The following is a 12,021-nucleotide window of genomic DNA, read 5'->3' on the forward strand; positions in this document are numbered from 1 at the left end:
TGGATTACCTCTCTCTTTCCGCTAGCTACGGAAGCGGCTCAGAACTTGAGCCCGGCTTCGCGGGCGGCGTCCGCCAGGGCGGCGATGCGCCCGGCGTACTGGTTGCCACCACGGTCGAATACGACAGCCTCGACACCGGCGGCCTTGGCGCGCTCGGCAACCAGGGCGCCGACCGACTTGGCCTGCGCGGACTTGTCGCCCTCGTTGCCGCGGATCGTGGTGTCCAGGGTCGACGCCGACGCCAGGGTGTGACCCTTGATGTCGTCGATGACCTGGGCCACGATGTGGCGGTTGGAGCGCGTCACGACCAGGCGCGGACGCTCAGCCGTACCCGAGATGTGCTTACGGATCCGGATGTGGCGACGCTTGATCGCGGCACGCTTGTAAGCGTCGCCCTTGAGGATCTTCTGTCCGTATGCCATGGCTTACTTACCCGCCTTTCCGACCTTGCGGCGGATGACTTCGCCCTCGTACTTGACGCCCTTGGCCTTGTACGGGTCGGGCTTGCGCAGCTTGCGGATGTTGGCCGCAACCTCGCCGACCTTCTGCTTGTCGATGCCCTCGACCGAGAACCGGGTGGGGGCCTCCACCTTGAAGGTGATGCCCTCGGGGGCCTCGACGGTGATCGGGTGGCTGTAGCCGAGAGCGAACTCGAGGTTCGAACCCTTGGCCGTCACGCGGTAACCGACACCGCTGATCTCGAGCTTCTTCACGTAACCCTGGGTCACGCCGGTGATCATGTTCGCCACCAGCGTGCGGGACAGGCCGTGCAGGGCCTTGTTCTGACGCTCGTCGTTGGGGCGGGTGACGTTGAGTACGCCGTCCTCACCCTTGGCGATGTCGATCGGCGCAGCGACGGTGTGGCTCAAGGCACCCTTGGGGCCCTTGACCGAGACCGTACGGCCGTCGATGGTGACGTCCACGCCGGCGGGAACCGTGATGGGGAGCTTGCCAATACGCGACATAGCTGTTTCCTCCGTTCCCTTCCGCTACCAGACGTAGGCGAGGACTTCCCCACCCACGCCCTTCTTGCCGGCCTGCTTGTCGGTGAGGAGCCCGTGCGACGTGGAGATGATCGCCACGCCGAGGCCGCCCAGCACCTTCGGCAGGGAGGTGGACTTCGCGTAAACCCGGAGACCGGGCTTGGAGATCCGCTTGATGCCCGCGATGGAGCGCTCACGGTTCGGGCCGAACTTCAGCTCGAGAACGAGGTTCTTGCCGACCTCGGCGTCCTCGACCTTCCAGCCCGTGATGAAGCCCTCCTGCTGGAGGATCTCCGCGATGTGAGACTTGATCTTGGACGCCGGCATCGCCACGGAGTCGTGGTACGCCGAGTTCGCGTTGCGCAGACGCGTAAGCATGTCTGCGATCGGATCAGTCATGGTCATGAATTGGCCTTCGGCCTCTCTCGCCGGGGTTTCCAGGTGCCCATCCCTCTCCTCGATCCGAGACGAGGCGGGTGCGGTGCGGTGGACCTACGGCGTAGTAAGTCGTACGGGCGTCAGGCGCCCAACCCTCCAAGCCTAAGCCATGGAAGGGTGGGCGCCTGACACGCCCATTGCTTACCGAGAGCTTCCGGAATCCCTAAAAGGGGGATTACCAGGAGCTCTTGGTCACGCCCGGCAGCTCGCCACGGTGAGCCATCTCACGAAGGCAGACGCGGCACAGGCCGAACTTGCGGTACACGGAGTGCGGACGGCCGCAGCGCTGGCAGCGCGTGTAGCCGCGAACACCGAACTTGGGCTTGCGAGCAGCCTTGGCAATCAGAGCCTTCTTCGCCATCTCGCTCACGCCTCCTTGAAGGGGAAGCCGAGGTGACGAAGGAGCGCGCGGCCCTCAGCGTCGTTGGTCGCCGTGGTCACCACGGTGATGTCCATGCCCCGGGTACGGTCGATCTTGTCCTGGTCGATCTCGTGGAACATGACCTGCTCGGTGAGACCGAAGGTGTAGTTGCCACGGCCGTCGAACTGCTTGGGGGACAGACCACGGAAGTCGCGGATGCGCGGCAGCGCGAGCGACAGGGTGCGGTCCAGGAACTCCCACATGCGGTCGCCACGAAGCGTGACGTGGGCACCGATCGGCTGGCCCTCACGCAGCTTGAACTGCGCGATGGACTTACGGGCCTTGGTGACGGCCGGCTTCTGACCGGTGATCGTGGTGAGGTCGCGGATGGCGCCCTCGATCAGCTTGGAGTCGCGGGCGGCGTCGCCCACACCCATGTTGACCACGATCTTGACGAGGCCGGGGATCTGCATGACGTTCTCGTACTTGAACTCGTCACGCAGCTTGCCCGCGATCTCCTCGCGGTACTTCGTCTTGAGACGCGGAGTCGTGGTGGTAGCCATCAGATGTCCTCACCCGTCCGCTTGGCAACGCGGATCTTGTTGCCCTCGTCGTCGAAGCGGTAACCGACACGCGTGACAACCTTGTTGCCGTCCTTCTCAACGACCAGCTGGACGTTGGAGACGTGGATCGGCGCCTCGGTCGTGACGATGCCACCGGCCTGCGAACCGCGAGCGGTCGGGCCGGCCTTGGTGTGCTTCTTGACCCGGTTGACACCCTCGACCAGGACACGGTCCTCACGGGGGAAGGCCGCGATGACCTTGCCCTGCTTGCCCTTGTCCTTACCGGTGATGACCTGGACCAGGTCGCCCTTCTTGATCTTCATGCTTACAGCACCTCCGGAGCCAGCGAGATGATCTTCATGAACTTCTTCTCGCGCAGCTCACGGCCCACCGGGCCGAAGATACGGGTGCCGCGAGGGTCGCCGTCGTTCTTCAGAATGACGGCGGCGTTCTCGTCGAAGCGGATGTACGAGCCGTCCGGACGGCGGCGCTCCTTGACGGTGCGAACGATGACCGCCTTGACGACGTCACCCTTCTTCACGTTGCCACCGGGGATCGCGTCCTTGACGGTGGCGACGATGACGTCACCGATGCCCGCGTAGCGGCGACCGGAGCCACCGAGCACACGGATGCAAAGGATCTCCTTCGCACCAGTGTTGTCGGCGACACGCAGTCGCGACTCCTGCTGGATCACGTCTATCTCCTGTTTGTCTGCCGGTTCCCCGGGGGCCGTTCAGGAACGGCCCCCGGAGCCTGGCGGAACTGTCCTGCGAGGGGTGCCTCGCAGGAAATTACTTGGCCTTCTCGAGGATCTCGACGACGCGCCAGCGCTTGGTCGCCGACAGCGGGCGGGTCTCCGCGAGGAGGACCCGGTCGCCGACGCCGGCAGCGTTCTGCTCGTCGTGCGCCTTGAGCTTGTTGGTACGGCGGATGACCTTGCCGTACAGCGCGTGCTTGACGCGGTCCTCGACGGCGACGACGACGGTCTTGTCCATCTTGTCGCTGACGACGAGACCCTCACGGGTCTTGCGGAAGCCGCGGGCCTCTGCAGTCTGCTCAGTCACGTTGCTCTCACTCATCAGGCGCTCTCCACCGTCTCGATGCCCAGCTCGCGCTCACGCATCAGGGTGTAGATCCGCGCGATGTCCTTACGGACGGCCTTGAGCCGACCGTGGTTCTCGAGCTGACCCGTCGCCGCCTGGAAGCGGAGGTTGAACAGCTCTTCCTTGGCTTCGCGGAGCTTGTTGAGAAGCTCCTCGTCACCCAGTTCGCGCAGCTCGGACGCCTTGGTACCGGCCGACATCACGCTTCACCTGCCTCGCGCTTGACGATCCGGCACTTCATCGGCAGCTTGTGGGCTGCGCGAGTCAGGGCCTCACGGGCGATCTTCTCGTTGGGGTAGGACAGCTCGAACATGACCCGGCCCGGGTGCACGTTCGCGATCCACCACTCCGGCGAACCCTTACCGGAACCCATGCGGGTCTCGGCAGGCTTCTTCGTGAGCGGGCGGTCCGGGTAGATGTTGATCCAGACCTTGCCGCCACGCTTGATGTGGCGGGTCATCGCGATACGGGCCGCCTCGATCTGGCGGTTGGTCACGTACGCCGGCGTGAGGGCCTGAATGCCGTACTCGCCGAACGAGACCGTCGTACCGCCCTTGGCCTGACCACGGCGCTTCGGGTGGTGCTGCTTGCGGTGCTTGACCCTACGGGGGATCAGCATGTCGGTCAGGCCTCCGTTCCGGTGCTCTCAGCCGGAGCGGCGGCGGGAGCCTCGGCCTTGGGGGCCTCGGCGCCGGCAGCCTGCTGCGGCTTGCGACCGCGCCGCTCGCCACCACGGCCACCACGGGCCGGGCGGTCGGCACCGCCACCGCGAGCCGGGCGGTTACCCGCACGGGCGGCAGCGTTCTCGGCGCGGACCTCGGCGATGTTCTTGACGTCGCCCTTGTAGATCCAGACCTTCACACCGATGCGGCCGAAGGTCGTCTTGGCCTCGAAGAAGCCGTAGTCCACGTTCGCGCGGAGCGTGTGCAGGGGCACGCGGCCCTCGCGGTAGAACTCCGAGCGGGACATCTCGGCGCCGCCGAGGCGGCCACCGCACTGGATCTTGATGCCCTTGGCGCCGGCCTTCATCGCCGACTGCATGCTCTTACGCATGGCGCGGCGGAAGGAGACGCGGGAGGAGAGCTGCTCGGCGACGGCCTGAGCAACCAGCTGAGCGTCCGTCTCGGGGTTCTTGACCTCGAGGATGTTCAGCTGGACCTGCTTGCCCGTGAGCTTCTCGAGGTCACCGCGGATGCGGTCGGCCTCGGCGCCACGGCGGCCGATGACGATGCCCGGACGCGCGGTGTGGATGTCCACACGCACACGGTCACGGGTGCGCTCGATCTCCACCTTCGAGATGCCGGCGCGCTCCATGCCGGACGTCATCATCCGACGGATGGCGACGTCTTCCTTGACGTAGTCCTTGTACAGCTTGTCGGCGTACCAACGGGACTTGAAGTCCGTGGTGATGCCGAGCCGGAACCCGTGCGGGTTTACCTTCTGGCCCATTACCGGGTTCCTTCCTTGCTGCTGACGACCACGGTGATGTGGCTGGTCCGCTTGCGGATCCGGTAGGCACGGCCCTGGGCGCGCGGACGGAACCGCTTCAGGGTCGGGCCCTCGTCGACGTACGCCTCGGAGATGACGAGGCTGCCGGCGTCGGTGTGGTCGTAGTTGTGTGCGGCGTTGGCGATGGCGCTGTCGAGCACCTTGCCGACGGGCACGGAGGCGGCCTGCGGAGCGAATCGCAGGACCGCCTGAGCCTCCGTGGCGTCCATGCCACGGATAAGGTCCACCACGCGGCGGGCCTTCATGGGCGTAACGCGGATGTACCGCGCCTGGGCCCTGGCTTCCATGGTTGTCCCTCTCAGTTACTTACGTGTCTGAATGCGATCCGCGTTTAGCGGCGCTTCGACTTCCGGTCGTCCTTGACGTGACCCCGGAAGGTGCGCGTCGGCGAGAACTCGCCGAGCTTGTGGCCGACCATCGACTCGGTGACGAACACCGGGATGTGGGTCTTGCCGTTGTGCACCGCGAGCGTGTGGCCGAGCATGGCCGGCACGATCATGGAGCGACGGGACCAGGTCTTGATGACGTTCTTGGAACCGGCTTCGTTCTGGGCGTCCACCTTCTTGATCAGGTGGTCGTCGACGAAGGGCCCCTTCTTGAGACTCCGCGGCATCTAAACCCGCTCCTAGCGCTTCTTGTTCGTCTTGCGGCGGCGGACGATGTACTTGTTCGAAGCCTTCTTCGGCGAACGAGTACGACCCTCCTTCTGACCCCAGGGGCTGACCGGGTGGCGACCACCGGAGGTCTTGCCCTCACCACCACCGTGGGGGTGGTCAACCGGGTTCATCGCCACACCGCGAACGGTCGGGCGGACGCCCAGCCAGCGCTTGCGGCCGGCCTTACCCCAGTTGATGTTGCTCTGCTCGGCGTTGCCGACCTCGCCGACCGTGGCGCGGCAGCGCTGGTCGACCAGGCGGATCTCACCGGAGGGCATACGAAGGTGGGCCATCGTGCCCTCCTTCGCCAGCAGCTGCACGGAGGCACCGGCGGAGCGGGCGAACTTGGCGCCGCCACCCGGACGGATCTCGATCGCGTGGATCGTGGTACCGACCGGGATGTTGCGGAGCGCCAGGTTGTTGCCCGGCTTGATGTCGGCCCCGGGACCGTTCTCGACGCGGTCGCCCTGCTTCAGGTTGCGCGGGGCGAGGATGTAGCGCTTCTCGCCGTCCGCGTAGTGCAGCAGCGCGATGCGCGCGGTGCGGTTGGGGTCGTACTCGATGTGCGCGACCTTCGCCGGCACGCCGTCCTTGTCATGGCGACGGAAGTCGATGACTCGGTAGGCGCGCTTGTGTCCGCCACCCTGGTGGCGAACGGTCACACGACCGGCGTTGTTACGGCCGCCCTTGCTGTGCAGCGGGCGGACCAGCGACTTCTCCGGCGTGGACCGCGTGACCTCGACGAAGTCGGCGACGCTGGAGCCACGACGGCCCGGCGTAGTCGGCTTGTACTTGCGGATTCCCATTTCTCAGTCCTCGTCCGATATCGGACGATCCGACCCGCTTACGCGGTCGGACCGCCGAAGATGTCGATACGGTCGCCCTCGGCAAGGGTCACGATCGCGCGCTTGCTGTCGGCACGCTTGCCGAAGCCGGTGCGGGTCCGCTTGCGCTTGCCCTGGCGGTTGATCGTGTTGACGCCGGTGACCTTGACCGAGAAGACCGCCTGGACGGCCTGCTTGATCTGGGTCTTGTTGGCGCCGGGGGCCACGATGAACGTGTACTTGCCCTCGTCGAGAAGCGCGTAGCTCTTCTCGGACACGACCGGCTTCAGCAGGACGTCACGGGGGTCCGTGAAGGCCTTGCTCGCCGGAGTGACGACGGTGTTCTTGCCCTCGGCGGCGTGGCGGCGGGCCTTGGCGACGCGCGCGGCCTTGGCTGCCTTGGCGGCCTTCGAGGCGATGCTCGGGTGACGCGTAGCCATCAGGCTTCGCTCCCTTCGGTGTCAGCGGCCTTGGGGCCAGACACGAAGGACTCGAAAGCGGCCTGGGTGAAGACCACGTCGTCCGAGACGAGAACGTCGTACGTGTTCAGCTGGCCCGGCTCCAGGATGTGGACCTGGGGCAGGTTGCGAGCGGACAGCCACGCGGCCTCGTCGGCACGGTCGATGACGAGCAGCAGGTTCTTGCGCTCGCTGATCTTGCCGAAGAGCGTCTTCGCGGCCTTCGTCGAAGGCGACTCGCCCTCGATGACGCCGGAGACGACGTGGATGCGGTTGTTGCGGGCCCGGTCGGTGAGGGCGTGGCGCAGAGCCGCGGCCTTCATCTTCTTCGGGGTCCGCTGCGAGTAGTCACGCGGCGTGGGGCCGTGGACGACACCACCGCCGGCGAACTGCGGCGCACGGGTCGAACCCTGACGGGCGCGGCCGGTGCCCTTCTGGCGGCTGTAGGGCTTCTTGCCGCCACCGCGGACCTCGCCACGACGCTTGACCTTGTGCGTGCCCTGACGGGCGGCGGCCAGCTGCGCGACGACGACCTGGTGAAGCAGCGGAATGCTGATCTTCTCAACGTCGAAGATCTCGGCCGGGAGCTCAACGGTCCCGGCGGTGTCGCCGGAGGGCGACAGAATGTCAATGGTGCTCATAGTCCTCAGGCCCCCTTGGCCGCGGTGCGGACCAGGACGAGGCCGCCGTTCGGACCAGGAACCGCGCCCTTGATGAGGAGCAGGCCCTTCTCCGCGTCAACGGCGTGAACGGTCAGGTTCTGGGTGGTGACCCGCTCGTTGCCCATACGACCCGCCATGCGGAGGCCCTTGAACACGCGGCCCGGGGTGGCACAGCCACCGATGGAACCGGGAGAGCGGTGCTTGCGCTGGGTGCCGTGACCGGCGCCGAGGCCCTTGAAGTTGTGACGCTTCATGACACCGGCGAAGCCCTTGCCCTTGCTCTTGCCGGTCACGTCGACCTTGATGCCGGCCTCGAACACCTCGGCGGTGATCTCCTGGCCGAGGGTGTACTCGCTGGCGTCAGCGGTACGGATCTCGACGAGGTGGCGGCGGGGAGTGACGTCGGCCTTGGCGAAGTGGCCCTTGAGGGGCTTGTTCACCTTGCGCGGGTCGATCTCGCCGAACGCGATCTGGACGGACTCGTACCCGTCGACGTCGTTCGTACGGACCTGGGTCACGACATTGGGGCCGGCCTTGACGACGGTGACCGGAACAACACGGTTGTTCTCGTCCCACACCTGCGTCATGCCGAGCTTCTCGCCCAGGATGCCCTTGATCTGCTTAGCCATCGTTCAGATCACCGGCCTCAGAGCTTGATCTCGATGTCGACACCGGCCGGGAGGTCGAGTCGCATCAGAGAGTCAACGGTCTTGGGGGTCGGGTCGAGGATGTCGATCAGACGCTTGTGCGTGCGCATCTCGAAGTGCTCGCGCGAGTCCTTGTACTTGTGCGGCGACTTGATGACGCAGTACACGTTCTTCTCAGTGGGCAGCGGCACCGGGCCCGCGACCGACGCACCAGTGCGCGTCACCGTCTCGACGATCTTCTTCGCCGAGGAGTCGATGACCTCGTGGTCGTAGGCCTTGAGCCGGATGCGGATCTTCTGTCCCGCCATGGCTACTCCGTAGTCCTGTCTCTTTTACAGCTCTGGAACCCGGTGTTCCGTGACTTCCTCCGACCCACGCGGTCGGGCGTGTCGCACTCTCACTGACACAGATGTCCCTTGTTCGAACATCCCTGATCTGGGAAAGAGGTACACCGGGCGCCTGGCCAGTGCCGCACTCCACTTCCCGGAAGATTCCCGTACGTCCGCCCCAGCGCTGCCGTAAGGCAGTTAGGGCGACGAGTACTGTGGGACTCGCTTCCAGGCCTCCCGGCGGGAGGCGCGCAGCATCAACACTCGACCGAGCAACCCCGCTAGTCTGCCATACGGGGCAGGGGCCTGGCCAATCGAGCCGGAGACAATACCCCGGGAGTGACACAGATCAAACACCGGTCGGAGTGACCGAGGGACCGGGAAGGTCCGTACGGGGCTCAGGCGTTCGCGTTCCGCAGCCGTGCGAACGACGTGTCGAGGCCCCGCTTCAGCAGCCGGGCCACCGGCCGTTCCACGAACCGGTGCACCAGCCAGCTCAGCAGCATGAACCCGGCGATGACGCAGACGACCAGCAGACGGGCGTCCATGGTGTCGCGCAGGCGGTTGATGACCGCCGTACCGGCCGCGTAGTGCATCAGATACAGCGGATACGTCAGCGCGCCCGCCGTCACCAGCCACTTCCAGCGGATGCGGTCCGTGGCGCCGAGGGCGACGGCGACCATGACGAGCAGGAACACGGTGAAGATCGCCACGCTCCCCCGCCACCCCGACACGTGCTCGACCTCGTCGATCCGGATGCCCAGTTCGCGCTGGCCCATCAGCCAGGCCATCGCGAGGATGCCCCACAGCAGCAGGTCCTGGCCGAAGCGGTGCATCAGGTACAGCGCCAGGCCCGCGATGAAGTACCAGGCGCCCTCCGGGTTGGCGACCAGTTCCAGCAGGGGCAGCTTCGAGATCGGGGCGAGCATGGCCGCGGCGCCCCACACACAGCAGAAGACGACGACCTTGCGGTAGGTCAGGCCGCTCCACACGACCACCAGGAACAGCAGGTAGAAGCGCAACTCCGACCAGAGGGTCCAGTAGACGCCGTCGACGTTCATGACGCCCGAACCGGACTGGAGCATCGTGATGTTGAGGAGTACGTCCCGCATGCGCAGGCGGTCCCACACCCCGGGCAGCAGCATCAGGACGGTGGTGGTGAACGCGATGGCGAACCAGTACGCCGGGTACAGCCGGATCACCCGGGACACGAAGAACTGCCTCGGGGTACGGCCCCAGCAGGACATGCAGATCACGAAGCCGCTGATCACGAAGAAGATCTCGACGCCGATCCAGCCGTAGGAGGCGAACCGGAAGACCGTCGGCATGATGTCGGAGACCGGACGGTCCCAGATGTGATTGCCCGGCTGGTCGACGCGGTTGGTGCCGGCGTAGTGGTGCATGGCGACCATGAGGGCGGCGAGGAGCCGGATGCCGTCGATGGCGTAGAGCCGGCGGCCGGCGCGGCCCCGTACGGCGGCGTGCCGGGCGGCGCGGATGGGCTGTCCCGGCGGGGTGGGCACGGTGAGGGGCGGAAGCGGCTGCTGCAGGCCGCTGACGACCCGTCTGGGTATCGACGTTCCGCGCTCCGCATCCTGCATCGACACCTGCGTGTCCGCCCGTCCTCGCGAGGGAAATGCCGGGCCGGGAGTGGCCACCGGACGCCTCAGGCTACGACCCTCACAACCACCCCACAGCGACCAGACAAGAACAATTCCCCCACCGGCGCCGGGGAGTTGCCGCAAACCTCGCCGAACCGCTTCACAGAGTTCCCCCAGACTTCACTTGACGTCTTGTCAGGACGCCACGCCCGTCCCGATGATCTCAGCCATGTACAAACGAAGACGCGTCACAGGCACCTACGCCGGAGCCGCCCTCGCCGCCGGCCTGCTCCCCGGTGTCTCCCCCGTGGCCGACACCCCGTCCTGGGACTTCCTCCTCAGCGGCTCGGTCCTGCTGATCGTCGGTCAGCTCATCCACTGCTATCCGAGCGCCGTCAGGACGTCCCCGTGGATCCTCTTCGGCGCGATCGGCATCGTTCAGGACGCGCTGGTCTGGCTGCTCGTCTCCTGGATCAGCTCACGGCTGGACTACGGCATGAACGTGGATTCGTTCGTCACGGCTCTGCTGGCCGGCGCGATCGTCCGCTGCCTGACCCTCGCCCTCATGGCGTTCGGCCCGCAGCCGGTACCGGAGGCGCAGGCAGGATGAGCCCGGGGATGCGAAAAGGCCCGTACGACCGAAGTCGTACGGGCCCCTTCAGAGACCTACCGGGTCAAGATCAGGCGTTGATCTTGGTGACCTGGCCGGCGCCCACCGTGCGACCACCCTCACGGATGGCGAACTTCAGGCCCTCTTCCATGGCGACGGGCTGGATGAGCTCCACCTTCATCTCGGTGTTGTCACCCGGCATGACCATCTCGGTGCCCTCGGGGAGGGTCACCACGCCGGTCACGTCCGTCGTACGGAAGTAGAACTGCGGACGGTAGTTGTTGAAGAACGGCGTGTGGCGGCCACCCTCGTCCTTGGACAGGATGTAGGCCTGCGCCTCGAACTCGGTGTGCGGGGTGACCGAGCCCGGCTTGATGATGACCTGGCCGCGCTCGACGTCCTCGCGCTTGATGCCACGGAGGAGCAGACCGACGTTCTCACCGGCCTGGCCCTCGTCGAGCAGCTTGCGGAACATCTCGATACCGGTGACCGTGGTGGTGGTCTTCTCGGTCTTGATGCCGATGATGTCGACGGTCTCGTTGACCTTCAGGACACCACGCTCGATACGGCCGGTGACGACCGTACCGCGACCGGTGATCGTGAAGACGTCCTCGATGGGCATGAGGAACGGCTTGTCGACGTCACGCTCGGGCTGCGGGATGGACTCGTCGACGGCCTTCATCAGGTCGAGGACGGTCTGGCCCCACTCCTTGTCGCCCTCCAGAGCCTTGAGCGCCGAGACCTTGACGACCGGCAGGTCGTCGCCCGGGAACTCGTACTCGGAGAGGAGCTCACGCACCTCGAGCTCGACGAGCTCCAGGATCTCCTCGTCGTCCACCATGTCGGCCTTGTTCAGGGCGACGACGATGTAGGGAACGCCGACCTGGCGGGCCAGGAGCACGTGCTCCTTGGTCTGCGGCATCGGGCCGTCGGTGGCGGCGACCACGAGGATGGCGCCGTCCATCTGCGCCGCACCCGTGATCATGTTCTTGATGTAGTCCGCGTGACCGGGGCAGTCGACGTGGGCGTAGTGACGCGTCTCGGTCTGGTACTCGACGTGCGCGATCGAGATGGTGATACCGCGCTGGCGCTCCTCGGGAGCCTTGTCGATCTGGTCGAAGGCCGAGGCCTCGTTCAGGTCCGGGTACGCGTCGTGCAGCACCTTGGTAATGGCGGCCGTAAGGGTCGTCTTACCGTGGTCGATGTGACCGATGGTGCCGATGTTGACGTGGGGCTTAGTCCGCTCGAACTTCGCCTTCGCCACGGGGTCCTCCTGT

21 protein-coding genes are annotated in these 12,021 nt (G+C 66.0%); 1 reads left to right on the forward strand and 20 read right to left on the reverse strand.

From position 1 onward, the window contains the following. Window positions 1-38: 38 nt before the first annotated feature. The 19 genes from rplR to M2157_RS20080 form a co-directional block, all read right to left on the reverse strand. Entirely contained in the window at window positions 39-422 is a 384-nt protein-coding gene (gene rplR, locus M2157_RS19990; protein ID WP_057607911.1) for a 50S ribosomal protein L18, read from the reverse strand. A 3-nt stretch (window positions 423-425) separates the two neighbouring features. Then, complete coding sequence (gene rplF, locus M2157_RS19995; RefSeq protein ID WP_280865866.1) at window positions 426-965, reverse strand: 50S ribosomal protein L6; 540 nt, start codon at window positions 963-965, stop codon at window positions 426-428. A gap of 24 nt (window positions 966-989) precedes the next feature. Beyond that, the gene (gene rpsH, locus M2157_RS20000) at window positions 990-1,388 is read right to left on the reverse strand and encodes a 30S ribosomal protein S8 (RefSeq protein WP_266521146.1); all 399 of its coding nucleotides are present in this window, start codon (window positions 1,386-1,388) and stop codon (window positions 990-992) included. 208 nt (window positions 1,389-1,596) lie between these two features. Further along, entirely contained in the window at window positions 1,597-1,782 is a 186-nt protein-coding gene (locus M2157_RS20005) for a type Z 30S ribosomal protein S14 (protein ID WP_003948630.1), read from the reverse strand. A 5-nt stretch (window positions 1,783-1,787) separates the two neighbouring features. Then, the gene (gene rplE, locus M2157_RS20010) at window positions 1,788-2,345 is read right to left on the reverse strand and encodes a 50S ribosomal protein L5 (RefSeq protein ID WP_020135807.1); all 558 of its coding nucleotides are present in this window, start codon (window positions 2,343-2,345) and stop codon (window positions 1,788-1,790) included. Further along, window positions 2,345-2,668, reverse strand: coding sequence for a 50S ribosomal protein L24 (gene rplX, locus M2157_RS20015; protein WP_003992365.1), 324 nt, complete (start codon window positions 2,666-2,668; stop codon window positions 2,345-2,347). Before rplX ends, rplE begins: the two co-directional genes overlap by 1 nt. 2 nt (window positions 2,669-2,670) lie before the next feature. After that, complete coding sequence (gene rplN, locus M2157_RS20020) at window positions 2,671-3,039, reverse strand: 50S ribosomal protein L14 (RefSeq protein ID WP_003998823.1); 369 nt, start codon at window positions 3,037-3,039, stop codon at window positions 2,671-2,673. A 97-nt stretch (window positions 3,040-3,136) separates the two neighbouring features. Continuing rightward, complete coding sequence (gene rpsQ / locus M2157_RS20025; protein WP_007384073.1) at window positions 3,137-3,424, reverse strand: 30S ribosomal protein S17; 288 nt, start codon at window positions 3,422-3,424, stop codon at window positions 3,137-3,139. Continuing rightward, a complete protein-coding gene (rpmC, locus tag M2157_RS20030) occupies window positions 3,424-3,648 on the reverse strand; it encodes a 50S ribosomal protein L29 (RefSeq protein WP_005481220.1) in 225 nt (74 codons plus the stop codon). The genes rpsQ and rpmC overlap by 1 nt, the downstream gene beginning before the upstream one ends. Next, window positions 3,648-4,067 (reverse strand): 50S ribosomal protein L16, encoded by a 420-nt coding sequence (gene rplP / locus M2157_RS20035; RefSeq protein ID WP_006140905.1) that lies wholly within the window; start codon window positions 4,065-4,067, stop codon window positions 3,648-3,650. Before rplP ends, rpmC begins: the two co-directional genes overlap by 1 nt. Window positions 4,068-4,072: 5 nt before the next feature. After that, a complete protein-coding gene (rpsC, locus tag M2157_RS20040) occupies window positions 4,073-4,897 on the reverse strand; it encodes a 30S ribosomal protein S3 (RefSeq protein WP_037719146.1) in 825 nt (274 codons plus the stop codon). Beyond that, on the reverse strand, window positions 4,897-5,244 hold the full coding sequence (rplV, locus tag M2157_RS20045) for a 50S ribosomal protein L22 (protein ID WP_006604878.1): 348 nt from the start codon (window positions 5,242-5,244) through the stop codon (window positions 4,897-4,899). The genes rpsC and rplV overlap by 1 nt, the downstream gene beginning before the upstream one ends. Before the next feature lie 44 nt (window positions 5,245-5,288). Beyond that, entirely contained in the window at window positions 5,289-5,570 is a 282-nt protein-coding gene (rpsS, locus tag M2157_RS20050; protein ID WP_057607913.1) for a 30S ribosomal protein S19, read from the reverse strand. Between the two features lie 12 nt (window positions 5,571-5,582). Continuing rightward, window positions 5,583-6,419, reverse strand: coding sequence for a 50S ribosomal protein L2 (gene rplB, locus M2157_RS20055; RefSeq protein WP_280863107.1), 837 nt, complete (start codon window positions 6,417-6,419; stop codon window positions 5,583-5,585). Window positions 6,420-6,457: 38 nt separating this feature from the next. Then, window positions 6,458-6,877: a 50S ribosomal protein L23 gene (gene rplW / locus M2157_RS20060; protein WP_053846787.1), complete on the reverse strand. Its 420-nt coding sequence runs from the start codon at window positions 6,875-6,877 to the stop codon at window positions 6,458-6,460. Further along, window positions 6,877-7,536, reverse strand: a complete 660-nt coding sequence (gene rplD, locus M2157_RS20065) for a 50S ribosomal protein L4 (protein WP_280865867.1) — start codon at window positions 7,534-7,536, stop codon at window positions 6,877-6,879. Before rplD ends, rplW begins: the two co-directional genes overlap by 1 nt. Before the next feature lie 5 nt (window positions 7,537-7,541). After that, entirely contained in the window at window positions 7,542-8,186 is a 645-nt protein-coding gene (rplC, locus tag M2157_RS20070) for a 50S ribosomal protein L3 (RefSeq protein ID WP_020135811.1), read from the reverse strand. 17 nt (window positions 8,187-8,203) lie between these two features. Continuing rightward, window positions 8,204-8,512, reverse strand: coding sequence for a 30S ribosomal protein S10 (rpsJ, locus tag M2157_RS20075; protein ID WP_003948644.1), 309 nt, complete (start codon window positions 8,510-8,512; stop codon window positions 8,204-8,206). A gap of 419 nt (window positions 8,513-8,931) precedes the next feature. Further along, window positions 8,932-10,140 carry an acyltransferase gene (locus M2157_RS20080; RefSeq protein WP_280865868.1) on the reverse strand — a complete coding sequence of 403 codons (1,209 nt, stop codon included), beginning with the start codon at window positions 10,138-10,140 and terminating at the stop codon, window positions 8,932-8,934. Between the two features lie 223 nt (window positions 10,141-10,363). Between M2157_RS20080 and M2157_RS20085 the strand changes: the two genes are divergently transcribed. Further along, complete coding sequence (locus M2157_RS20085) at window positions 10,364-10,744, forward strand: phage holin family protein (protein ID WP_280863109.1); 381 nt, start codon at window positions 10,364-10,366, stop codon at window positions 10,742-10,744. 70 nt (window positions 10,745-10,814) lie between these two features. Here M2157_RS20085 and tuf read toward each other — a convergent pair whose 3' ends face one another. Further along, the gene (tuf, locus tag M2157_RS20090; RefSeq protein WP_057607917.1) at window positions 10,815-12,008 is read right to left on the reverse strand and encodes an elongation factor Tu; all 1,194 of its coding nucleotides are present in this window, start codon (window positions 12,006-12,008) and stop codon (window positions 10,815-10,817) included. Window positions 12,009-12,021: the final 13 nt, after the last annotated feature.

Origin of the sequence: Streptomyces sp. SAI-127, from assembly GCF_029894425.1 — a bacterium.
GTDB lineage: Bacteria > Actinomycetota > Actinomycetes > Streptomycetales > Streptomycetaceae > Streptomyces.